Source organism: uncultured Tenacibaculum sp. (genome assembly GCF_947498805.1).
Lineage (GTDB): Bacteria > Bacteroidota > Bacteroidia > Flavobacteriales > Flavobacteriaceae > Polaribacter.
The window spans coordinates 252,479-274,296 of sequence record NZ_CANMLT010000001.1 but is presented as its reverse complement, the minus strand read 5'-3'; the positions used below and the strand labels follow the sequence as shown (position 1 = coordinate 274,296).

General features: G+C 29.6%; 22 protein-coding genes. 10 read left to right on the top strand and 12 right to left on the bottom strand.

Going from position 1 to position 21,818, the window contains the following annotated elements; all coding sequences use genetic code 11:
• The first annotated feature begins 251 nt into the window (after window positions 1-251).
• Window positions 252-1,268, top strand: coding sequence for a DKNYY domain-containing protein (locus tag Q0873_RS01360; protein ID WP_299103941.1), 1,017 nt, complete (start codon window positions 252-254; stop codon window positions 1,266-1,268).
• Between the two features lie 116 nt (window positions 1,269-1,384).
• Here Q0873_RS01360 and Q0873_RS01355 read toward each other — a convergent pair whose 3' ends face one another.
• Window positions 1,385-1,786: a hypothetical protein gene (locus Q0873_RS01355; RefSeq protein ID WP_299103940.1), complete on the bottom strand. Its 402-nt coding sequence runs from the start codon at window positions 1,784-1,786 to the stop codon at window positions 1,385-1,387.
• Window positions 1,787-1,967: 181 nt separating this feature from the next.
• Between Q0873_RS01355 and Q0873_RS01350 the strand changes: the two genes are divergently transcribed.
• Together Q0873_RS01350 and Q0873_RS01345 are read left to right on the top strand one after the other, a co-directional pair.
• Complete coding sequence (locus Q0873_RS01350) at window positions 1,968-2,204, top strand: hypothetical protein (RefSeq protein ID WP_299103939.1); 237 nt, start codon at window positions 1,968-1,970, stop codon at window positions 2,202-2,204.
• 64 nt (window positions 2,205-2,268) lie between these two features.
• On the top strand, window positions 2,269-2,445 hold the full coding sequence (locus Q0873_RS01345; RefSeq protein WP_299103938.1) for a hypothetical protein: 177 nt from the start codon (window positions 2,269-2,271) through the stop codon (window positions 2,443-2,445).
• 274 nt (window positions 2,446-2,719) lie between these two features.
• Here the strand turns inward: Q0873_RS01345 and Q0873_RS01340 are convergent, their stop codons facing one another.
• Window positions 2,720-3,847 (bottom strand): pentapeptide repeat-containing protein, encoded by a 1,128-nt coding sequence (locus Q0873_RS01340; RefSeq protein WP_299103937.1) that lies wholly within the window; start codon window positions 3,845-3,847, stop codon window positions 2,720-2,722.
• Between the two features lie 242 nt (window positions 3,848-4,089).
• Between Q0873_RS01340 and Q0873_RS01335 the strand changes: the two genes are divergently transcribed.
• The 5 genes from Q0873_RS01335 (at window position 4,090) to Q0873_RS01315 (ending at window position 7,601) form a co-directional block, all read left to right on the top strand.
• On the top strand, window positions 4,090-4,653 hold the full coding sequence (locus Q0873_RS01335; protein WP_299103936.1) for a Crp/Fnr family transcriptional regulator: 564 nt from the start codon (window positions 4,090-4,092) through the stop codon (window positions 4,651-4,653).
• 114 nt (window positions 4,654-4,767) lie between these two features.
• Window positions 4,768-5,184 carry a DoxX family protein gene (locus Q0873_RS01330; RefSeq protein ID WP_299103935.1) on the top strand — a complete coding sequence of 139 codons (417 nt, stop codon included), beginning with the start codon at window positions 4,768-4,770 and terminating at the stop codon, window positions 5,182-5,184.
• A gap of 30 nt (window positions 5,185-5,214) precedes the next feature.
• Window positions 5,215-5,409, top strand: a complete 195-nt coding sequence (locus Q0873_RS01325; protein ID WP_299103934.1) for a 4-oxalocrotonate tautomerase family protein — start codon at window positions 5,215-5,217, stop codon at window positions 5,407-5,409.
• Between the two features lie 3 nt (window positions 5,410-5,412).
• Window positions 5,413-5,781, top strand: a complete 369-nt coding sequence (locus Q0873_RS01320) for a nuclear transport factor 2 family protein (RefSeq protein WP_299103933.1) — start codon at window positions 5,413-5,415, stop codon at window positions 5,779-5,781.
• A gap of 176 nt (window positions 5,782-5,957) precedes the next feature.
• A complete protein-coding gene (locus Q0873_RS01315) occupies window positions 5,958-7,601 on the top strand; it encodes a hypothetical protein (protein ID WP_299103932.1) in 1,644 nt (547 codons plus the stop codon).
• A gap of 629 nt (window positions 7,602-8,230) precedes the next feature.
• Here the strand turns inward: Q0873_RS01315 and Q0873_RS01310 are convergent.
• The gene (locus Q0873_RS01310) at window positions 8,231-8,632 is read right to left on the bottom strand and encodes a hypothetical protein (protein WP_299103931.1); all 402 of its coding nucleotides are present in this window, start codon (window positions 8,630-8,632) and stop codon (window positions 8,231-8,233) included.
• A 356-nt stretch (window positions 8,633-8,988) separates the two neighbouring features.
• Here Q0873_RS01310 and Q0873_RS01305 point away from each other — a divergent pair, with 356 nt between their 5' ends.
• Entirely contained in the window at window positions 8,989-9,969 is a 981-nt protein-coding gene (locus tag Q0873_RS01305; protein WP_299103930.1) for a hypothetical protein, read from the top strand.
• Between the two features lie 127 nt (window positions 9,970-10,096).
• On the opposite strand, the gene Q0873_RS01300 is transcribed toward Q0873_RS01305, so the two are convergent.
• Genes Q0873_RS01300 through Q0873_RS01290 form a run of 3 tightly spaced genes read right to left on the bottom strand, consistent with a single transcriptional unit; the run spans window position 10,097 to window position 14,094 of the window.
• On the bottom strand, window positions 10,097-12,646 hold the full coding sequence (locus Q0873_RS01300) for a carboxypeptidase-like regulatory domain-containing protein (protein WP_299103928.1): 2,550 nt from the start codon (window positions 12,644-12,646) through the stop codon (window positions 10,097-10,099).
• 4 nt (window positions 12,647-12,650) lie between these two features.
• The gene (locus tag Q0873_RS01295; protein ID WP_299103927.1) at window positions 12,651-13,580 is read right to left on the bottom strand and encodes a FecR family protein; all 930 of its coding nucleotides are present in this window, start codon (window positions 13,578-13,580) and stop codon (window positions 12,651-12,653) included.
• Window positions 13,581-13,584: 4 nt separating this feature from the next.
• The gene (locus tag Q0873_RS01290; protein ID WP_299103926.1) at window positions 13,585-14,094 is read right to left on the bottom strand and encodes a sigma-70 family RNA polymerase sigma factor; all 510 of its coding nucleotides are present in this window, start codon (window positions 14,092-14,094) and stop codon (window positions 13,585-13,587) included.
• Between the two features lie 136 nt (window positions 14,095-14,230).
• Here Q0873_RS01290 and Q0873_RS01285 point away from each other — a divergent pair, with 136 nt between their 5' ends.
• Complete coding sequence (locus Q0873_RS01285) at window positions 14,231-15,160, top strand: hypothetical protein (RefSeq protein ID WP_299103925.1); 930 nt, start codon at window positions 14,231-14,233, stop codon at window positions 15,158-15,160.
• A gap of 104 nt (window positions 15,161-15,264) precedes the next feature.
• Here Q0873_RS01285 and Q0873_RS01280 read toward each other — a convergent pair whose 3' ends face one another.
• The 6 genes from Q0873_RS01280 to Q0873_RS01255 form a co-directional block, all read right to left on the bottom strand.
• Complete coding sequence (locus tag Q0873_RS01280; RefSeq protein WP_299103924.1) at window positions 15,265-16,389, bottom strand: alpha/beta hydrolase-fold protein; 1,125 nt, start codon at window positions 16,387-16,389, stop codon at window positions 15,265-15,267.
• A 278-nt stretch (window positions 16,390-16,667) separates the two neighbouring features.
• Window positions 16,668-17,051, bottom strand: coding sequence for an acyl-CoA thioesterase (locus Q0873_RS01275; protein ID WP_299103923.1), 384 nt, complete (start codon window positions 17,049-17,051; stop codon window positions 16,668-16,670).
• The gene (locus tag Q0873_RS01270; protein ID WP_299103922.1) at window positions 17,051-17,617 is read right to left on the bottom strand and encodes a PAS domain-containing protein; all 567 of its coding nucleotides are present in this window, start codon (window positions 17,615-17,617) and stop codon (window positions 17,051-17,053) included. Before Q0873_RS01270 ends, Q0873_RS01275 begins: the two co-directional genes overlap by 1 nt.
• A gap of 224 nt (window positions 17,618-17,841) precedes the next feature.
• Window positions 17,842-18,531: a LytTR family transcriptional regulator DNA-binding domain-containing protein gene (locus Q0873_RS01265; protein WP_299103921.1), complete on the bottom strand. Its 690-nt coding sequence runs from the start codon at window positions 18,529-18,531 to the stop codon at window positions 17,842-17,844.
• The gene (locus Q0873_RS01260) at window positions 18,528-20,258 is read right to left on the bottom strand and encodes a histidine kinase (RefSeq protein WP_299103920.1); all 1,731 of its coding nucleotides are present in this window, start codon (window positions 20,256-20,258) and stop codon (window positions 18,528-18,530) included. The genes Q0873_RS01265 and Q0873_RS01260 overlap by 4 nt, the downstream gene beginning before the upstream one ends.
• Before the next feature lie 65 nt (window positions 20,259-20,323).
• Window positions 20,324-21,745, bottom strand: coding sequence for an SBBP repeat-containing protein (locus Q0873_RS01255; protein WP_299103919.1), 1,422 nt, complete (start codon window positions 21,743-21,745; stop codon window positions 20,324-20,326).
• Window positions 21,746-21,818 lie beyond the last annotated feature (73 nt).

Genomic DNA, 21,818 nt, shown 5'->3' with positions numbered 1-21,818 from the left:
AAAACAGTTAACTATAGTTAAAATGAGATTTTCAACTCAGGATATCTGGTTAGTTACTAACAATTCTTTTAAAGATTAATACCCTATAGTTTTTTGATTAAGAAAGATAAGATGTTCTGTTATCCAGAACTATCAACTAGATAAATAATATATTTGTTTTTATATAACTAGTTGGCTATAATTTCAGAATGAAAAGGAGGTACTACATAATAATTTTGGTTTTTAGTTTATTTTCCTGTGTAAAAGGCGAATTGTTTGATCCTAAAAAATCAAAATCTTATTTTATTAAGAATAATAATATTTATTATTCGCCTAACGGAAATTGGTTTGAATTAGGGTATAATAAGTCTGAAGCAGATGCTAAAACATTTGAAATTCTATCAGAAAAAATATCTAAAGATTCTAAATCAATATATTTAGGTTATACAAAGCAAAATCAAATAGATTATTCATCTTTTAAGTTAGATTCTAATGGTATTCCTAAAGACAAAAATAATGTTTATGAGTATGGAATTAATCATCTTGAACCTGTTGAAATAAATGGTATTGATGTTGAAACATTTGAATATCTACGTAAAAATAAATCAAGTCAATATTCTTGGACAAAAGATAAAAACAACTATTATTTCAAAGGAAAAAAACTGAATGTCAATTATAAAACCTTAAAATTTCTAAATGATGATTTTTTTTATGACAACGAACATCTTTATTCTGATTTAAAAGGTTGGAAAATAATTACAATTTCTAAAACAGAAAATTATCCTAAAAAAATCAATGAAAAATATATTTTATCTAACAATACTTTATACTATGTTGGGGAAAACGAAGAACGTAGAACTTCTTTATTTTCAGAAAAAATAGAAAAATATGAAAAATTTATTTCTATTTCTAAAAATGTAGTTTTGATAGACTCAATAATTTTCTCATTTGGAACAAAATACGAACCTTTAAATCCTAAAACATTTGAAAAAATTAAAATAGATTATAATAGTTTCGAAACTATATACGAATCTCACTCCAAAATAAGTTTTAATTATTATAAAGATATTAGAAATATCTATTTCAATAATTTTATAATTAAAAAAGCCAATCCAAAAACATTCGAAGTATTAGATTTAGGTTTTTCGAAAGATGACAAATATGTATTTTATAATACAGAAATATTAAAAGGTGTTGATTCTAAATCATTTAGGAAAAATAAAATTGGGCTTACTTGGAAAGATGATTTTGGAAATGAATTTGATTACAAAGGAAATAGAATTAATTAAAAAACCTATAGTTAAAATGAGATTTTCAACTCATGATAATCAACCCAATTTATGATATCTGGTCGATTACTTTCAACCATTTTAAAGACACCCTAAAGGACTAAAAAGCCCTACACTCAGTTTTTCTGAAAGAAAAATAGTTGTATTTGATAAATGATGTAGGGAGCCATAGCAATCCAAATGAGTACAAAAACCCAAACTTTTCCTTCTAAAATATTGTAATCACTTAGTAATTTATTCCAAGAATTCCCCATAGCATAATACCCAAATAAGAATTCAAAAATTACGGTAAACAATAACCAAATTAGTCCAATTAATATGGATTGATTGGCAGAAGTTGGGAAAAAAACCTTGAATACAAACCAGATATACATACCCAACAACATAATCATGGATACAGATGATAATTGATGTGCTTGAAGGCTATTAAAATAGTTTGCTAAAAATTTCTCACGAAAAAAACCATTTATTATCGCTATCATAATCATTGGAAACCATGCCAATATATACTTCAACATTTCAATTATTTTTTAATGAAACCACTTAACTCAATTGCTTATAAAAGTAATACACCAATAGTTCTACTTTTATGATTTTTATCACTAAATAATTTTGATAAAACTCATTATATTTGAAGTAAAACAAAAGTAATTAGTAACATTTCTACCAAGTTTTCTACTAATAGATAAACGCTATGCTATGAAACCAAAAAAAGAAAAAAGGATTTCAGATTATGATACTACTGGGCAGTTAGGGTTTAATGAAATGTTAGGTGCTATCTTTTACCAAGTATTAGACAGATGCAAAAAAGAGTACAATCATTATCATCAGCTAAAATTTCAACGAAAAAATATCATAACAGGATACTTTTTGAATATCATATTAACTTTTGGTTTCGTTATTTTAGTCTTTTATTTACTTACTGTTTTATCTTAAATAGTGAATATTTTCAGTTTGTTTTTTAAATAAAGTCAACTATCTTCACTTTTATTTTTTGCTAATGGAATTCCTAGACTATATCCCTTTCATTATTATCCTAGTTATATTTATTATCATTATCTCTATTAAAGGAGATTCAGATGGTGTTGACATTGATTTTGGTTGGGATGACGATCATGATACCGATTCATTTTCCGATTGTGATTCTTCAGATACAGATTCTTTTGATGATGATTAATAATGAAAAAACAAGAATATGATTGGGAAAATATTAGTTTTAGTATTCACTTTTTTTATTTCAAAGCTATATGGAATAAAGTAAAAAAAATAACCTTAAACATATAGGTACTCCAAAATATAATACCTACAAAATACCTTAAAAATTTCTGTAACCTTTAAAGGGTTAACACAATAAATAAATTACTTTGTTCAGAAAACTACTCTTTAATGAATACAATACTCATTTATTACCTGTAAACATTAAAGAATTGTTAGCTAATATGTTTCTATTATCAATATTTTTTAACAACTAAAAAAGCTCTTTCTTTTAACCTATAATTCGTAACTGTATCTTTAACAACCTTATAACTCTTAGCTAACACATCTGAACCTTTTAAACATAAAGAGTCTCTTAAATATACAAGCCAGTCTTTCCTTTCTACTTCAACACTATCTATTGATTTTAAATCTTTTAATTTTGCTTCTTTTAAAATAGCATCTCTTAAACTCGCTCCTGTTAAATCAGCTCCAGTCAAATCAGCTCCGGTCAAATCAGCTTTATATAGATTTGCCCTTGTTAAATTAGCATTTTTTAAATGTGAATATTTAAGATTAGAATGTTTTAAAGATGCTCGACTTAAATATGCTTCATCCAATTTAACTCCTCTTAAATATGCATCTGTAAATACTGCTTCCTTTAAGTAAGCTTTATTAAATAATGTTTCATTTAAAAGGCTCCACATCGAATTTTCATTTATTCCTATATTCACCAAAGATGAAAGTAACAAGCCTCTTTCAGGACTATATAGATCAGTTAATACTAAACTATCGCTATTTTTCAAATGCATAGGTTCGTAATTAATAAGTTTGTATGGTTCAAAACCTTGCCCTAAAGAACGTATTCTAGCCAATAATGCACCATCCAATTCACCAAGATTATTCTTATTTAAATTTTCCCCTACCTTATTTAAAACATTATCCATTAACATTACTAAGTTATTTCTCCTATTTGAATCTTCTAAAAAAACTTGAACTTTAATCTTTTGATTTTGCTCTGTAATTAATCTATTCTGCTTTTCTATTTTACCGTTTTGTATACTCAATAGTACTGTTTGAGCGATTAAAATAAAAGCGGGAATCACAGCTATTAGAAAAGTAAAAACACCGATTCTGGTAAACCGTTTTATCAAATTCGTTGAAAGATCTACAAGCGTATCCTTCGAAACCTTACCATTCTGACTAAACTCATTTAAAGTATTTCTAATACTTTGTTTTAAATTTATTCCTAAAAAAAGTCCTATTCCTTTTTTAAATATCCAAGCTCTCCTTTTCGATTTATTCTTATTTTGTTTTTCATGGTCTTCCAGTCTAGCTCTTAAAACTTTATTCTCCAACTCGAGTTCTTTTACTTTTTTATCCATTTTTTCAATATTACTTTTATAAAATACATGAATCCGAATCTCTTTTAAAATTACCCCATAGATGAAAATTTTAATCATCCATATAATTCAAGATCTTCTTTTTTCACAAAATACTAATTACCAGATCATTAAAATTACTGAAACCCGTATATCAAAATCATATTTTAAATATTTATCCTTTCGTATTCATTAAAAACTATATTTTTTATTACAATAAATAATGATATTTTACATTTAAAAAAATGAAACATCCACTAAGACAACATATAGAAGAACTTATTGAACTCACAAATGAGGAATTTGCTTTTATCTTAAGTCATTTTGAAAGTACTACCAAACGTAAGCATCAATATATTTTACAGGAAGGTGAAGTTGCAAGCAAAGAATATTGGGTGGTTAAAGGGTGTTTAAAAAGCTATTTTTTTGATGAAAATGGAAAAGAGCATATTCTACAATTCGGAATGGAAAATTGGTGGATAACGGATTACGAGTCTTTTGTAAAACAAACCACTTCTAAAATAAATATTGACTGTTTAGAAGATTGTGAATTGCTCTATATCACCTATGAAAACAGAGAAAAACTCACCAAAGAAATGCACAAAATGGAACGTTTTTGGGCTAAAAAAAGTAAGTATGGTAGAATTGCACTTCAAAACAGAATCTTATCGCTATTAAAAAATTCTTCCAAAGAACGCTATGAGTTACTTCTTGAGCAATATCCGAAGCTTTTCCAAAGAGTTCCTAAAAAACTAATCGCTTCTTATTTAGGGATTAGTAGAGAAACTTTAAGTCGCTTAAATAACTAACATAGCCTTCATTTACGTGTGATATATATCACAAATTATTAGTGATTATCGTCCTGTGGTTCAGTCAGTCATTTTTTGACTTTTGTATCGTATTAATTTTAAAAATTATCCGATATGAGTACCACAAACAAATTTCTAAACAAAGACCTAGGACTATTATTACAGCGATTAAGCATTGGTCTGCTTATTTTATTTCATGGAGTTGCAAACCTAACTTCCAATTATTCATTTATCAAAAGCTTACTTAATGGTATTGGAATACCAGAATTTGCTGCGTACGCCGTTTTTATAGGGGAGATAATTGCTCCAATATTGATAATCGTAGGTTGGAGAACTAGATTGGCTAGTTTAGTATTAGCTTTCAATATGCTAATTGCCATTCTAATGGCGCATACAACTCACATTTTCACTTTAAATGAATATGGTGGCTGGGGAATAGAACTACAAGGTTTATATCTATTTGGAACTATCGTTATCTATTTTTTAGGAGCAGGAAAATACGCCATATCTACAAGATCAACTTGGGATTAAAACACAACTTTAACTACTAAAATTAAAAAAATGCCATACATCAATATCAAAGTTACAGACACGAATATAACCACAGACCAAAAGAGATTATTAATTGAAGGCGCTACAGAATTAGTCGTTCGTATTTTAAATAAAAATCCAGCAACAACTCATGTGGTTATTGATGAAATACCCTTAGAAAATTGGGGATTCAACGGAACACAAACAATAGCAACTAAGACATAAGGAATGCATCAAGAGAATATTAAAGAAATTGAAAAACTAATCAACACCTATTTTGAAGGAATCTTTTATGGAAAGATATCAAATCTTTTAAGCTGTTTTAGTAACAATGCAATTATCTATGGTGATATCAATTCAAACGAGTATATTAAAACCTTAAGTGAATATATTGAAACTGTGAAGACAAGGGAAAGTCCGAATGATTTAGGAGAGACTTTAAACATGTCAATTATAGGCATCGATATTCTTGGAAAAGTAGCCATGGTAAAATTACATGTACCCATGTTGGGTTTTAATTACTATGATTATTTATCCTTATTTAAAATACAAGGCGAATGGAAAATTGTGAATAAACTATTTACCCATGTGGTTTAGATAGATTCTGTAAACTTATTTTAAAATAAACCTCATTAGCAAACACTAATGGGGGTTATTTTTGTTTATCTTCATTTTATCAAAAAGAATAAAAGTGACACTCTAAATAAACTATTTAGACAACAATAGTTATTTTGTTTTTCACAAAATACGGATGTCCTTTTTGACGATAACATATGAATTTATATTTTCGCTATAAAGCACGAAGAATGAAAGGAAAGTACATATATCTTTTGTTTACATTATTGTTTCCTATTTGTTTTCTAGGAGCACAAACAGGACCAGGAGGTGTAGGCACCGTTGGAGGTGGTACAAGTTTGGTTTTGTGGTTAAGACCTCAATCGGCAGGAAATACGAATTCTTTATGGGTTGATAGTTCTGGTAGAGGGTTTGATTTTGGCGATGGAAACGGAGCGGTACTAAATACAGCAGATATAAATGGATATAATTCATATAGTTTCAATGGTTCGTCAAATTACTTTGAAAAATCATTTGAAAGTGTCTTAAACCCGAATACCTTTAGTGTTTTCTCAGCTACGAATGTAACAAGTTCAGGTGGATTTAAAGCTGTTGTTTCTAATAGAGATGATCCTTCAGGAGCACCAACTAGAGGGTTTATATTGTACTCAAGACCTGGAACTAATAGATGGGATTTTTGGACAGGAAGAGATGCTGGTCCCTGGCAAACAACAGGTAATTCTTTATCTACCTCAGGAAGTTGGGCTGTTCAAAATTTGTTTTATGAAAATACTGCTTCTAACAATAAACGATTGTTTATTAATAATACTTTAAACCAAACAAGTAGTCATTCAATGACACTCAACACCATAAGGCCTTTTCGTGTAGGAGCCGGAAGGAATGAAAATCTAACGCCAAATTATTATTTCAATGGAAGAATAGGTGAGATAATTATGTTTGATGTGCTTCTAAATGATGCAGAAAGAACAATCATAAACAACTACTTATCAGCAAAATACAATTTCACATTAACATCAAATGATCTATATAACGAAGACACATCTACAGGTGATTTTGATCATAAAGTTGCAGGAATTGGACAAGCTTCTGACGGTAGTAATCATACAGATTCGCAGGGGACTGGTATAATAAGAATCAATACACCAAGTAACCTGAATAATAATGAGTACCTGTTTTGGGGTGAAGATCAAATAAATTCCGGTTATACATTTTCAACAGTAGCCCCAGCGAATAAAAGGTATAGAGTGAATACTAAATGGCGAGTAAGTGAAACGGGAGATGTAGGCACAGTAACTTTTTCAGTTAATGAGACAGATCTAGATTTAACTGGAGTGCCTACAGGAGTTTTTAAGCTTCTAAGGAGTACTCTTTCAGACTTTAGTTCTATTGTTGAAGAATACGACTTAAATTTATCTGGAGGTGTGTATTCAGCAACCGTGTCCTTTAATGATAATGATTATTTTACATTAGAAACGGTGCCTACCGTAGATTTAAAACTAACTAAAACGGTCAATAATGCAATTCCCAAAGTAGGAAATGTAGTCATTTTTACATTGTCTGTATCCAACGCTGGTCCACAGAATGCTACAGGAGTTGTTATTAGAGACTTATTACCATCTGGTTTTACGTATGACTCTGGGAGTTCTTCTATAACAACAGGGACTTATGATGATGCTACTGGAGATTGGGACTTGTCTGGAGTTACTATCAATGCAGGGGCTCCTCCAATAACAATTCAAATTGGAGCTACTATAACCTCAGCAGGAATACTTATTAACACAACTGAAATAATTAGTATTGATCAAGAAGATATTGACTCTGAACCCAATAGTGGGAATTGATAAAAACTATACTTAATACAAAACCTTAAACTTGGTATAATCAACTTATTTATAAAGTTCTATTCTAATTACAATTCTTTTATGTTTTGTTAAATTTAGTTAAGTAAGACAAAACCTTACTTTTTTTACGGTTTTTAAATTATCTACTAATCTTTATCTATTTAATTTTAAGAAATTTAAAATTTCAAATCATGTTAAAGAGTATTTCAAACTTAGGCTCAGTTCTAAACAAAACACAACAACAATCTATTAACGGAGGTAATCCACCTTGTGAGGTATGCAAATCTTCAGACTTTCCTTGTGGGCCAACTAATAATTGCTGCTACTGTAGGTAATAAGCATAAATCACTTATTAAATAAAGGCGGACTTAGATTCGCTTTTTTTTATTCTCTTTATTCTACAGTTAAAACTGTCATTTTCAATTCAAGGGAATCAATTCTAATTGTGATATCCGAATGATTGCCATCCTCTCTTTTAAATATATCTTGAGAAGCAAATAAAAACTTTAAGCTTAGATTTAGTAAATGAATAAAGTAGTTATTCTTTTAATTAATTTTAACCAAAAAAGAGAAAGTACTACCCTAAGTATACTATTGGAATAAAATTACTCAGTATTAACTTAAATTAGCTATTCTATTTGTTTTTCAAATTTTTGAGAATACCCTTCATTTGAAATAAAATTTAAGATGAGATACTCATTCTCAAACTCGAAGTAAATTTTACTAATATTTGAATTTTCACAACCAGTACGAATTACTTTTTCAGTGAAATCATAGCTTCCAGAACCTATTACTTCTTCAGAATAAGGGTTACAAAGAGAAGTGTTAGTTATAACTATTCCATTTTCTTTAAATTCTAGTGTTTTATCACTCATAACCTGTTGAAAAACTCCACTTCCATCTCCTGGATCTGCCAATATTTCAATTAATTTCCATTTTCCATAAACAGTACTTTTAGACGCTATTGCATTATTATCACTACAAGCATATAGTAATGTTATAAACATCAGTAATAAAAATTGATTTTTCATAGTTCTTTAAATTAGTTTTTAGTTAGATGTAAAATTTCATAAATAGTTGCGTTGCACATTGGCTAAACTTTAGTATTAGTTCTTTATAACAGAATAACTGGTTTTTCAACAGAGAAAACTATGTTATTCAGTCCTCACCTCTATTTACTATATGGAATAAATAAGTATTCTAACTCATATTTAATAGTTTGTATTTAGTAATTGTTTCTTTTATTTAAATCAAAAAAGGAATATTAATAATGAACGTTCTGAATAAATTATAGAAAAAACAATAAAGAGTTAAACTCCCTCTTATTCTTTATTTACTCAGGATAAGTTGTTATTTTGGTATTTAGACAACAAATTAACAATCGATAATGAAATCACTTTTTAAATTATTCTTTTTACTCTTCTTTATCATTTTCAGTATAGAATCTTTTTCACAAAAAATAATTGAAGATTATCAACCAGTAAAAAAGGATAGTTTTAAAATTGGAACTGGAGAAAAAGATTTCTTTCCTTTTATACAAAAGGGTTATACTTTAATGCTTCCCAAAAACCAGGAGATTAATGGTGTACTTATCTTCTTAGAAGACTCAAAGTATGATCAAAAGAATAGAAGTGCCAAACAAATATATACTCAGGCATCGGAAAATAACTTTGCGGTATTGTCGATTTCAACCGAAATTCCGCTCGATTTTTTTTTCTCTAAATCATCTATGAATTCTGCACATGAACATATTCAAGCAGTATTTGATAAATATGATTTACCAAATAAGAACATTTTCTTTTTGGGTGCAAGTTTAGTTGGACATAGAGCAATGAGATATATTAAATTCACAAAAGAGAATGACTTCAAATTTCAACTTAAAATAGAAGGTATTGTTATTTGTAATTTCACAATGGATTTTACTAGAAAATGGTATCAACATAAGCGTGATATTAAAATTAACAGAATTGACCTTTGGGAACCAAAATTCATAAACTATCTATTAGAAACATACTTGGGTGGAACACCAAAAACTAGTCCAGAAAATTATCACAACTTCTCTTCATACAGTTACCTTGATGAAAAGAACGAAAATATTAAGATTTACAAAGATTATAGTATTCGAGCATATATAGAACCCGCAATAAAATATAAGTTAACAAAACAATTAAGAACCTTATATGAAAATAATTCAACAGATATCGTTGGCTTTTTAGCTGAATTGAAATTAACAGGAAATGAAAATACCGAATTAATTGTGTTACAAGCCCAAGATAATCCTTCATCACAAAAGACTTCTCAATTAACTTGGGATGCAATAAACAAAGATGAGCTTATGGATTGGATTAAAAATCAAATAAAAAAATAATACGCATAACCGATACCGTTGGCTTTAACACACAACATATTTAGGCTAGAGAATAAAAAACGTTTAACTAATTTTTGTTTCTTTAATTACTTCTTAAAAGACTGAAAAGTTCGAAATTCAGATTGTATTAAAAAGAGATTCTAAAAAAGAAGTTGGGAGTAAAACCTTGTGATTTAGTATCGTTTTTTGTGAGTACAATTCTATTATCTGTTGTTCTCTTATTCTCATATTCTCTTCGTAAAATATTTTGTCTGTCAAAAACATTTAAAAGAGACAATCCGATCTTAGCTTTGATATTCTTGCCTAAATTAAAATCATAGGTTGCAGAAACATCAAATCGATGGTAATTGGGCAAACGGCTATCGTTTATCCCGTTTCTTACAATTCCAAAATTTGGATTTTGTCCCGATGTAGATGAAAAAGGAATCCCTACTCTATAGGTAAAACCAGTAGATAAGGTGATTTTTTTGAAAGTAAAATTGTTTGACCAATAAAAAGAATGGGAAACGTCAAAGTTTCCATTAAATTCTTTATCATCATTAAAATTATCAAAACGAAATTTAGAAGTTCCTGTGGTGTAGCTCAACCATGTATGATAATTCTTCCAGTTTTTCTTAATCAATACATCTAATCCTAAAGTCGTTGCTTTACCAACATATATTTCTTGAATAAAACTTTCAAAACCGGTTGTAAGCGTTGTTAAGCCATCAATATTTCTTTTATACAGATCTACATCTACTATCCAATTGTTTTTCTGGTATTGAACTCCAAAAGTAACTTGATCGCTTTCTAACAACGGAATTTGATCTCCATCTGATAAAGCCCATAATTGATTCTCTAGTCCAAAATCTATTGTATCAAACTCTAATATCTTACTTGTGTTTTGCTGCTTTTTTTCAAACGAAGCATTTAGCCATAATTTTGGAATGACTTTCATTTGAAGAAAAATCCTTGGTTCTATCGTATATAAATTAAGTAAGGAAAAGTAATTCCCTCTTAAACCAATACTAATCGTATACTTATCTTTTTGACTATAAAGATACTCTCCAAACAAAGTATGTGTAGTATTTCTATTACTACCATCTGTTACTTTATTTCCTAAAAAAACAGGTAAGTTTTCTCTATTGAGCGAGTATGCTATATTTTGAAACGCATACTGATACCCATATTTTATACTTTGATGGTCTTTAAATCTGTAGGTATGATCTAGCTTGAAGTCAAAATTGTCAACCTTATTTTTCTTTTTGATTGACGCATATTTCGTATTGGTTGAGTTCTTATAGTTATCATACAACAACTCATATTTTGAATAGCTTACATCTACACTTTGCGTAAACTTATGAGTGATTTTTTTATCCCAAGAAACATTGTATCCATAATTTTCTAAGCTTAAATTATCATTTCTTTCTTCCTCTAAATCTAAGTTTAAAAAATTATAATCAAACTTATTTTTAATTGCAATTTGACTAAATGTAACTAAATCTTTATCAGAGATTTTATAGTTTACTTTAGTGTTATAATCTATAAACTTAAAAATGTTTTTTGTTCTAACGCTGTAATCTTTCCCTTCAACTAAATCATTAGAAACAGCTGTATGCTGGAAAGCTTTATTTGCCAGTTTATTAAATGTTGGTGTTTCTACAATATCTGAAATAGACCTTCTTACAGAAAACAATGCACTCATTTTACTACTTAGAGGTACTTTTATATTCCCGTCTACATGGGTAAAATTGAATCCTGCCGAAACTGCTACTTTTTTTGGAATTTCTGAAGATGTTTCAACATCGACTATTCCTGCTATATGATTACCATATTTACTATTGGATACATTTCGATACACTGTTGCCTTATCTATTATATAGGGATTTAAGGCTGATATTGTTCCAAAAAAATGTCCTGTATTAAACAATTTAACCCCATCGAACAAAATTAAATTTTGATCAGGGGTTCCTCCTCGAATATGTAAACCTGAAGCCGTTTCATCTGTACTCAAAACACCTGGCAATTGTTGTGCACTTTGCAAAATATCTGGTTCTGTAAGACCGGGTAAAACGTTTTGATTTCTAGGTCTAAAAACAATGGCTCCATCTTTTGTTTTAGATATAGAATTTGTTAGATAATTGGTAATCACAATTTCTCTTAAAAGAGCTATTTCTTCTTTGACAGGAATGGATAGGCAATCTTGAAAAAGAAAGTCTCTAACACTAATTAATACCGTTTCAAAACCAATATAGCTAATTTCTAAAAAGGTATTCACAGGAACTTTCTTTAATGAAAAGGTTCCTTCTAAATTTGAAATACTACCTCTATCGCTATTTAAAATTTTTACGGTAGCTCCATACAGTTTTTCTTCTTCATTACTATTCAAATACAATTCACCGCAGATATCAATGGTCTTAGGAGGCAATACAACTGCATATCTTTTATCACTAATTTCTCTAATTTCTAGTTTAATCTTTCTTTTTATTTCTAAGATAACCTGTGCCAAACTTTTATTAGAAATACTCACATCTAACATCTTAAACTCAATTAGCTCATTAGAGTATGCAAACTTCACATCGAACTCTTGTTCAACAGTAGTTAATACTTGCTTTAGAGGTCTAAGATTATTTTTACTGTCTTGAGCAAAGATTTTGGTAAAGCAAAACAGTATGAATATAAAACAGTATGACTTCAAATTATTATTTAATTTTAACGTATTCCTTATCCTTTGAAAGTTCATAATCTATATTCATAGGAAGTAAAACAGCCTCTAGAGCTAACTCAATATCTGAATGAACAAAACTACCTGTATAAATCTTATTCTCTTCTATTTTATTGCTTTCAATCTTTACTTGATATTGCTTTTCAAGTGATTTTAAGACCACTTTTAAAGGAGTATTTTGAAAACTACTTTCACCTTTTAACCAATCAGGTTCACTTTTTTCTATTACAACTCCTAATGGTTTTGCATTTTTATATTGTGAAAAAGTTTTCCCTTCGGTAAGAATAACAACATGACCATTTCTCTCCACTTTTACTTTTCCTTCAAAACATTTTACTTCTAAAAAATTCTCTGACTCTAAAACTGAAAATTGAGTTCCTAAAACACTTATACTTCCCTCATCAGTCTCTACTTTAAACGTGCTTCCTTTAGTTACTTTAAAATAAGCTTCTCCTTCTAATCTTAAAACTCTTTCTTTTGACCAAGTCCTTTTGTTGTAAGACACACTCGATTTTGAGTTTAAAATAACTTCCGAATTGTCAGGTAACTTTATTGCCAATTGCTCTCCAAAATCAGCTTCTTGCTGAATAGTAGCACTATAAAAGTAAAACCCTACTAGAAAAACCGCTATAGAAGCCGCAATTGCAATTACCGATTTTAAATTTATTGAACTCATGCTAAAAACCTTTCCTTTTTTAGTCTTTTTCCTTCTTTTTTCCTGTATCTGCAAAATGTTCGAATACACCTCTTCTTTGTTAACAGAAGGTCTTTTAAACAAACTTGATTCTTTTACGATTCTTGAAAACAATTCATAATCTTCTGTTTTCTTAAAAGCACTTAATTCTTTCTCTGACATTTCTCCCGAAACCCACTTGGCAAGTAATACTTCTGATTTTTCTACATCCATAACTTTAGATTCCTTTAATATGTGTTCGTATATTTTTTAAAGCTGCTGTCATTCGTTTTTCTACTGTTTTTACAGAAACCCCTAATTCTTCAGCAATCTCCCTGTATTTTTTTTTATCAATTCTATTCATAAGAAAAACAACTCTTTCCTTTTCTCCAAGATTAGCAATAACCGATTCCAATTTCTTTAAAAACTCTTGTTCTTCCATAATATATTCTGGAGTTTCATTTGAAAATTCTTTCTGCGGAATTTTTTCATGTTCTAAAACCACTTTTTTGTGTCGGTAGTCGCTTAAAAACAAATTGTTTGAAACCATGAAAAGATAGGACTTGGCTTTATTATAAATTATCTTTTTGCAATTTTCCCACATTCTTACGAAAGATTCTTGAACGAAATCTTGAGCTAAGTCCTTATCTCCACACTTATAATACATAAAGCCATAAACATCGTCAACATACTTATCATATAGCTTTTCAAAAACTTCAGAATTACAAACTGATTTAGATACTTCCATTACTTTTTAAAGTTTTACAATAGATATAACGCCTAAAGATTAGAATACCCTACGAAAATAATAGAAACAAAAAAAGCATAGGGTATTCCAACCTTGGGGAGTTTAATGTCTAGAAAATTAAAAATATTTAACAATCATGAAAATTACTGGAACTTCTATAACCAAAACAGCCTTCAACCTAATGTTAACAGCTGTATGCATTTTAGCTTTTATATCGTGCTCTAAAGATGAACTCAATAACATTCAACAACCACCGAATATTTCTATTAAAGTTGTTGAAACTGTATATTTACCTAACAATTCCGTTGATATTAGCGCCACATTAAGCGATAGCGATGGAAAGATAAAAAAGATTCTATGGACAAAAGTAAAAGGAGGTACTGCGGACTTTAAAAATGATGAAGCTTCAATTTCTATCTCTAATTTAGAAAAAGGAGACTACCAATTTAAAATAACTGTAACTGATGATGATAATCTTACATCTGAAAAAACAGTAAGTTTTAAAGTTGATGATAGCAGAATACTTCATAAAATTGACTTTGATACTTCTAATGAGGATTTTAAAACCAGTATTAGAGGAGATTTCCCAATAGGTAAAGCTTTAGTGAATGTTAGTGAATCAACAAATCATTGCGGTAGATCTTTTAGAGGAAAAAAAGAAGACTTTTTAGATTGGAAAGGGTATTCTTATAAAGGAAATGATACTTTTTTCTTAGCTACTAATATGGGAAGCTGTGGTGGTATATTTACTTCTAGTTTTGAGAAAGAAATTACTTTTTCAGAAGATCATAACAAAGAAGAAATAGAAATTCAATTCGATTACTATATGCCTGGAGACTTTTCTAAATGGGGTGCATATGACTTAAATGTGTTTATTTTCCCTGCCGACAAGGTTTTTAACACTACTCCAATAGCTAGGTTAGATCCTAAAATTGATAGCAAAGGCTGGACGCGATTTAAAGGTAAGTTTAACGCTAAAGTTCTTAAAGGAAAATACAAACTAGTTATAGTGCAAAAAGGAGCTCAAACTGCTATCGACAACATTAACATATACAAAACAAAGTAATAAAAGAGTTTTTATAATTGAAGTGGAGATGTAATCATCTCCACTTTTTTGTATCTATGGTGTTATGCTTTTCAATATCCTCTGAGATTAAAGATCAATGGAATTTAACCCTTCTTTTGTTTTGCTATGCTTAACCCTTTTTTCATTTCTTTTTCAAAGTTAGAATTCGGATATTTTTTAAGTCCGTTATTAAAATAAGTACTAGCATTTTTATAATCTTTATGCTTTAAATAAAACTGTCCAAATCGATTTTGCCAATATGCAGAATCATATCTTTTTGTTTTCAATACGTCTTTAAACTCCTTCATAAAAAGACTAAAATATTCAAAGTTATCTCTCCTCCAAGCAAGCCATATCAAGGCATTTTTTGTGCTATCATCTATTTTTCCAGTCCCTCCAAATCTTTTAGCACGCTCTTTAAAAAAAGTGCTTAGATAGTCCATTCCTCCAGCGTCTATATAATGCTGAATACTTTCAAAAACAAGAGAATCATAATTGTGATAATAATATTTTAACCCTTTAAACATAGCAAGGTGTGCCAATGATTCATGTACTTCGTCATTAAACAAAGTGTATTTCCATTTTAAATTCTTCGGGCTGCTACTCTTTAAGATCTTATGAAATGCTTCTGTTGAATTGATATAGTAAATGTCTTTTTTAGAATTAGCCATAAACAAATAAACATCTTTGTTCGATTTGAAATTCTTGACTAAATCTTCCGAAGCATATCCTCCATCAGTTATAATTGCACCATCAAATAGCTCACTTCTTTTTAAAATTAATTCACTGATATAATAGGCTGCTGCTTCCCAACCAAAAATGACACGCTCTTTTGTAGTTCTATAATTCGTATCTATATAGTTTATAACCTCATCTACTAAAAAACTAGTAAATGCATCTTTCTTCTCTCCAAATAAAGACCATCGTGATTGTTTGCTATCATTAATTCCTACAACAATCATTTCTGGAATAACTCCGGGCGTACGTAAAGATTTTTGAATAGACACTCCGCTATGAAAATACCACTGACCATTTAAAATGTACAATACAGGATAGTCCTTTTTGGAATCTTTGTATCCATCAGGCGTATAAATCTGAATCGTTCTATCTTCATTTAAAGCTATTGATTGTATCGTATGATTTATTCCAATTGTAATAGGAATACTTTCTTGGGCTCTTGCTGCTATATTTATAAAACAGACAAGAATTAAAATTTGTAGAGATTTCATGTTTTTCTATAACTATATATTTAATAGGCAACCATTTGGTATACTGTCACTAAAATTACTATTTATCATATGAAATGATTCTAAAAGAAATCTTAATTTATACAGTCAACACGAAATTTTCAAAATAGAATCTTACGAATCCAGAATTTAGTGGTACCCCATTATAAAAGAGAAGGAGTGCTAAAAACACTCCTTCTCTTTTATAATTTTGGCTCTTCATTTTAGAATTTGATTTGACAGCTTAGACTCTAGTTAAATCAAATAAATGCTTATAACCACTATATTATTTTTACTGGTTTTTTATTTTCATCGATGGCAACAAATGTAAATTCACCAGATACTGCTTTTTCTCTAAAGTCAGTGTACATTTCTTCTACAAAAATATCTACTTTTACCTTCAAACTTGTATTTCCTACATGTGTCACGCATCCATCAAGTTCCACAATAGTTCCAGCAGGAATAGGCTTTTTAAAGTCTATTTTATCACTACTAACTGTTACCATTTGTTGTCTACTAAATCTTGTTGCAGTAATGAAAGCAGTTTCGTCCATTAATTGCATTGCTGTCCCACCAAAAAGCGTGTCATAATGATTTGTAGTATTAGGAAAAACCGCTTTAAAAATTGTCGTTCTAGACTTTTCTATTTTTTGTTCTATGTTCATTAAATAATTTGTTTTTCAAAGGCTATAAAATGTGTTGTTTCATTGTTATAAAGAGGTATAATCTTTACTTCACATTTATAGGTTGAGTTGTCTTTTCGATGGTTTATTATAATGTCTTTAAACGGTTGGTTAAGTGCAATTTTGGACTTAATTTTTTCTTTTGTTTTCATCGAAGTTTTTTTGCCTTGTAAGAATCTCGGTGTTTTGTTTAGAGCAAATGATTTAGAATAACCGGTCATTGCACTAAAACCATCATTAACCCAAATGATGTTTTGATCTTTATCAGTAACAATCAACGCTTCATAATCATTTTCTATAAAGGCACGCTCAATATCATTTTGCCAATTGAACTGTTTTGCAAGAGAAAGTACTTTTTCTAACTCTACTCTCTTTCTAGCTTCAACAACTCTTTTGTGGTAATCATCCATAAAGATATCCCAGCTTAACAATAACAATGGATTTAAGTCTCGAACACCAATGTTGTGCTTGATTTTGTCGTATTTCTCATTACTTAAACTTGATAGATAAATGTCTAAGGAATTCATTTGAGCAAGGCTATACTTCATAATTCATCATTTTTAATATTGTCGCTACCTCTAACAAAGAGTATTGTAATTATTCAAATATAGGGAAAACATATAAGGAACATATGAATAGTTTTAACATTGAAGCAAAAGCAGGTCCTTTATCAAGTTTTTGTTGCTAATAATTAAAACTGCATAGCCAAAATGATCTTTTCTTTAGAACATTCAATAATTATGAATTTTACATGTTGTTATAACACGTTTTTTTAGCAACCATCTAATAAAGCCTTATACATTGTACGACTTAAAGGCACAATTTCACCACTCATTAATTGTACTTCATATTTCCCAGCACCATGTTTAATAATATTATTAATTTTTGATTTTCCTACTATATAAGAACGATGTACTCTCATAAAATCATCGGGAAGTATTTTTAGTAGTTTTTCTAAGTTTTTATCGTGTAAAAAATTACTGTTGTTCACTGTATATACTTCAGAATAATTACCAGAAGCCTTTATAAAGGCTATATCTTTAATAGCTATCAAACTAATTTTTCCTTTAGATTTAATCGTTAGGTATTTCAATTTTTCACGATGAGAACCATTCCCAACAAGAAACCTATCAATAGCCATCTTAAATCGTTCTTCTATGATTGGTTTGCATAGAAAATCTAAAACGCCAAAATCAAATGCCATAGCTGCTTTTTCTCTATTAGCGGTAATTATAATTGTTTGAAAAGATGCCGCTGTAGCAGATTTAAGGAGTTCAAAACCACTTTTACCATTTAAATTAAGGTCTAGAAATAGCAAATCATAAACTTCCTCTGTAATACAATATTGTGCCTCTTCTAAGGTATATGCTACTGTAACTTTACAACCTTTTAAATACGTTTTTGTTAAATCAATAATCTTGTCGGCAACAAGCGTGACATCTTCTACAATTAAAACTCTCATAATGTATGTTTAATTTCTATAATGGATTCCCAACCATTCTCTACCTTATTCGAATACAGTTTCCATTTTTTTGGATAACATGCTTCTAATCTCGCTTCAATATATTTTAAACCCGTACCTGATGTAAGCGTGAAATCTTCCATTTTTTCCTTACTATCATTAAAAAGGCGATATACTACAGAATTAGGTGTTTCTTGCTTACTTAATTCAAAATTTGCGTCTTGTTTCCCTGAATAGCCATGTGTAATTCCATTTTCTACAAGCGTATGAATGATAATCGGAGGAATCATTTCATCTCCTAAAATACCCTTTACATACATCCTATAATTTGCATTTTGCTGAATACTCATAATTCTAAGATGCGCTTCACATATACCAATTTCTTGATATATTGGAACAAGTTTCTTTGTACTCATTTCAGATAATAAATGAAATTCTTCAGATAGTGCTTCAACCATTTTACTTGCAGTTTTAGGTTCTCTAGACAAGAGTTGCTGCAAAGACATTAAAGAGTTTACTACAAAATGAGGTAAAATACGTTTTTGTAAAAATTGATATTCAAGTTGTGCTAATTTAAGTTTTGCTTCATTAAGTGCTTTCGTTTTGGAAAGGATTCCTTCTGCAGAAATATAAATCATTACCATAGCAAAACTAATCATACCAAGGTTATCTAGCTTATAAATGAGAGAGGTAATTATAAAGTTGCTATGTACAAATTCGTAACTTTCAATAAGATTGTTGTCATCCAAATAATTAAGAGTAAATAAGATAAACAGTGATATTGTAATTATACGACTGTTCTTTATTCCTTTTAATAAAGCAAATATGCTCACTCCAAATGGTATTAAACTTAGACTTACTGCTGTGTTACTATTAGTTAGTATAGAAACAATGTAAGTTAGTACAAATGCTAAAATTGAAATATATAGCACCTTCTTTTCATAAGCATATTCATAGTATAAAATGAAAAGTAGTACAAAGTAAGTTATATACTCTAAACCGCTTCTTAACATGTAACTATGAATTAAAGAAGCTGATGGTACAAATCCGTTCCAATACAATATTTCATAGGCAACCAATAAACTGTTCACTAAAAACAATGTAGCAAGTAAAAGGAATACTCGTTTCTTTTCAAGAGAAAAATACAAGACTATGTTTATAAGCAACAAAAACATAAAAATTCCAAAGCATAAAATAGGCGCTGTAGTCATTACCTGTATATGTTTTTGAAAGTCTTCTAATTTTCCAATAGATACATCTCGAAATATTGTATTGGTCCTATTTTTATAATTTGTAAACGCTATTGTTATTTTGTTATGCCCCTCTAGTATGAACTCTTTTGGAATTTTTTCTAGCACCAAATTCTTACCTCCAATGTCTGCTTCAGCTTCATTTTTAATGATTCCATTTTTGAAGAGTAACTTGTTATTTAAATATATGCTCGCTGCATTGATATTGGTACGAAACTGCAACCAAATATCATTCCCATTAATAGTTTCTTTACTAATCGTAAAATCTAGAGTTAGATACCAAAGTCCACGTTCTTTGCTCGCAATATCACTAATGTCTTTGGCATTCAGTTTTTCTGCTATGAATTGTTTTGAGCTTCCTTTGTATAAGGTTGCAATATTATAAGTACTTAAATCAACAACATTCTCGGAATAGTTAGGAACATCATTTACAACTATTTGGTTAAAGAGAAAGTTTAGTATTAGTAGTAATTTCAATTTATTATTTGGATTCGATTTATGATAAAGATACTGTATACTTATTGATAGGTTACCATGTTTATTTACTTTGTTGAGAAGCGAGCAACAATGATGTCAAATCGTCCTCCTAAAAAAGTATTTTGTAATGGATTTACTAAGGGAAAATCAGTAGAGTTTGATCCTCCTGATACGGTTAAGGTACCATTAGTTCCAATAGCTAAACCTTCAAAAAAATCATCACCATTTCCACCAAATAATCTAGAATCGTGAAGAAATGCCCCCTTTACATCCAATTTAGTCATGAATGCATCTTTGCTACCTCTAATATAGGTTTTTTGGCTATTCACAATAGGAAAATCGTTTGAACCTGTATAGCCTATAATAAAAGCATTTCCTTTTTCATCTATTGCAAGATTTCTTGGATTGTCATCTTTCTTTCCTCCTATATAAGTAGAGTACTCCATTTTTCTTTTTTCTAGATTTAACTTAGTGACAAAAACATCTCTTTCTCCAGCAAATTTAGGTTGATATGCTCCATCAGTCGTTGGATAGTCGGATGAATTTGTAAATCCCATAATAAACACATTTCCAGAAGCATCAAGATCAACACTATAAAGTCTTTCTACTTTATTCCCTCCAAAATAACTCGCAAACTTTATGACTGATTTAGTGGGATCTATAACTGCTAAGAAAGCATCATCTTCTCCCTTATTTCTGCTTTGGATAGGGTTTTTAAGAGGAAAGTTTATTGAGTTCGTAGTTCCTCCAATATACAATTGACCAATACTGTCTGATTTGATAGCAAAACCAATATCATTACCAGCCCCTCCTAAATATGTTGATGCTAAAACATTTCCATTAGTGTCTAAACTCGTCACAAAAGCATCTATACCTCCATTTGATTCAGGCTGTATAGCATTATTTGTAGTAGGGAAATTTTTTGAGGCAGTTCGACCAATAACATGAATATTGTTTTGTTTATCAATTACAATACCTCTACCATCTTCATCTTTTTTTCCGCCAAGAAAGGTAGACCAAACTACTTTTCCTTTTGGATTGAGTTTAACTACAAAGGCATCACTTTTACCTCCAAACTTTGATTGAAATGCATTTGATTTGATAGGAAAATCAGAAGAATAAGTTGTACCAACTGCATAAATATTCCCTTTTGAATCTGATACAATTCCTTGAATTGCATCCCATTTCCCTCCTCCGAGATGAGTTAAATAATCAACCTTAGTCCCTTGATTATCGAGTTTTATTATAAAAGCATCCATACCTCCTTTTAGCTTATATGAGTGATTAGGAGTTCCCGGTAAGTTTTTAGAAGTTGAATGACAACCTAAATAGATATTCCCCATTGGATCAACAGTAACAACATCGGCGTCATCTGTTCCAACGTTTCCATAATAAGATGCATATAGTGTTTTTGCAATGTGCTCTTGGCTATACAACACATTTTGAATCAATAATAAAACGATAATTGAAATAAGTAGTTTCTTCATAAATATGATTTGTTTTAATATCAAAACTACCCGTAAAAAAGTCTTCTCTACTTAAATAAATCTTGAGATGCAC

What these genes read in the sequence shown, in the direction of transcription:
- Q0873_RS01355 (WP_299103940.1), bottom strand. Translation starts at nt 1,786, where the DNA reads ATGTTGAAGTATATATTGGCATGGTTTCCAATGATTATGATAGCGATA.
- Q0873_RS01350 (WP_299103939.1), top strand. Translation starts at nt 1,968, where the DNA reads ATGAAACCAAAAAAAGAAAAAAGGATTTCAGATTATGATACTACTGGG.
- Q0873_RS01345 (WP_299103938.1), top strand. Translation starts at nt 2,269, where the DNA reads ATGGAATTCCTAGACTATATCCCTTTCATTATTATCCTAGTTATATTT.
- Q0873_RS01340 (WP_299103937.1), bottom strand. Translation starts at nt 3,847, where the DNA reads ATGGATAAAAAAGTAAAAGAACTCGAGTTGGAGAATAAAGTTTTAAGA.
- Q0873_RS01335 (WP_299103936.1), top strand. Translation starts at nt 4,090, where the DNA reads ATGAAACATCCACTAAGACAACATATAGAAGAACTTATTGAACTCACA.
- Q0873_RS01330 (WP_299103935.1), top strand. Translation starts at nt 4,768, where the DNA reads ATGAGTACCACAAACAAATTTCTAAACAAAGACCTAGGACTATTATTA.
- Q0873_RS01325 (WP_299103934.1), top strand. Translation starts at nt 5,215, where the DNA reads ATGCCATACATCAATATCAAAGTTACAGACACGAATATAACCACAGAC.
- Q0873_RS01320 (WP_299103933.1), top strand. Translation starts at nt 5,413, where the DNA reads ATGCATCAAGAGAATATTAAAGAAATTGAAAAACTAATCAACACCTAT.
- Q0873_RS01315 (WP_299103932.1), top strand. Translation starts at nt 5,958, where the DNA reads ATGAATTTATATTTTCGCTATAAAGCACGAAGAATGAAAGGAAAGTAC.
- Q0873_RS01310 (WP_299103931.1), bottom strand. Translation starts at nt 8,632, where the DNA reads ATGAAAAATCAATTTTTATTACTGATGTTTATAACATTACTATATGCT.
- Q0873_RS01305 (WP_299103930.1), top strand. Translation starts at nt 8,989, where the DNA reads ATGAAATCACTTTTTAAATTATTCTTTTTACTCTTCTTTATCATTTTC.
- Q0873_RS01295 (WP_299103927.1), bottom strand. Translation starts at nt 13,580, where the DNA reads ATGGATGTAGAAAAATCAGAAGTATTACTTGCCAAGTGGGTTTCGGGA.
- Q0873_RS01290 (WP_299103926.1), bottom strand. Translation starts at nt 14,094, where the DNA reads ATGGAAGTATCTAAATCAGTTTGTAATTCTGAAGTTTTTGAAAAGCTA.
- Q0873_RS01285 (WP_299103925.1), top strand. Translation starts at nt 14,231, where the DNA reads ATGAAAATTACTGGAACTTCTATAACCAAAACAGCCTTCAACCTAATG.
- Q0873_RS01280 (WP_299103924.1), bottom strand. Translation starts at nt 16,389, where the DNA reads ATGAAATCTCTACAAATTTTAATTCTTGTCTGTTTTATAAATATAGCA.
- Q0873_RS01275 (WP_299103923.1), bottom strand. Translation starts at nt 17,051, where the DNA reads ATGAACATAGAACAAAAAATAGAAAAGTCTAGAACGACAATTTTTAAA.
- Q0873_RS01270 (WP_299103922.1), bottom strand. Translation starts at nt 17,617, where the DNA reads ATGAAGTATAGCCTTGCTCAAATGAATTCCTTAGACATTTATCTATCA.
- Q0873_RS01265 (WP_299103921.1), bottom strand. Translation starts at nt 18,531, where the DNA reads ATGAGAGTTTTAATTGTAGAAGATGTCACGCTTGTTGCCGACAAGATT.
- Q0873_RS01255 (WP_299103919.1), bottom strand. Translation starts at nt 21,745, where the DNA reads ATGAAGAAACTACTTATTTCAATTATCGTTTTATTATTGATTCAAAAT.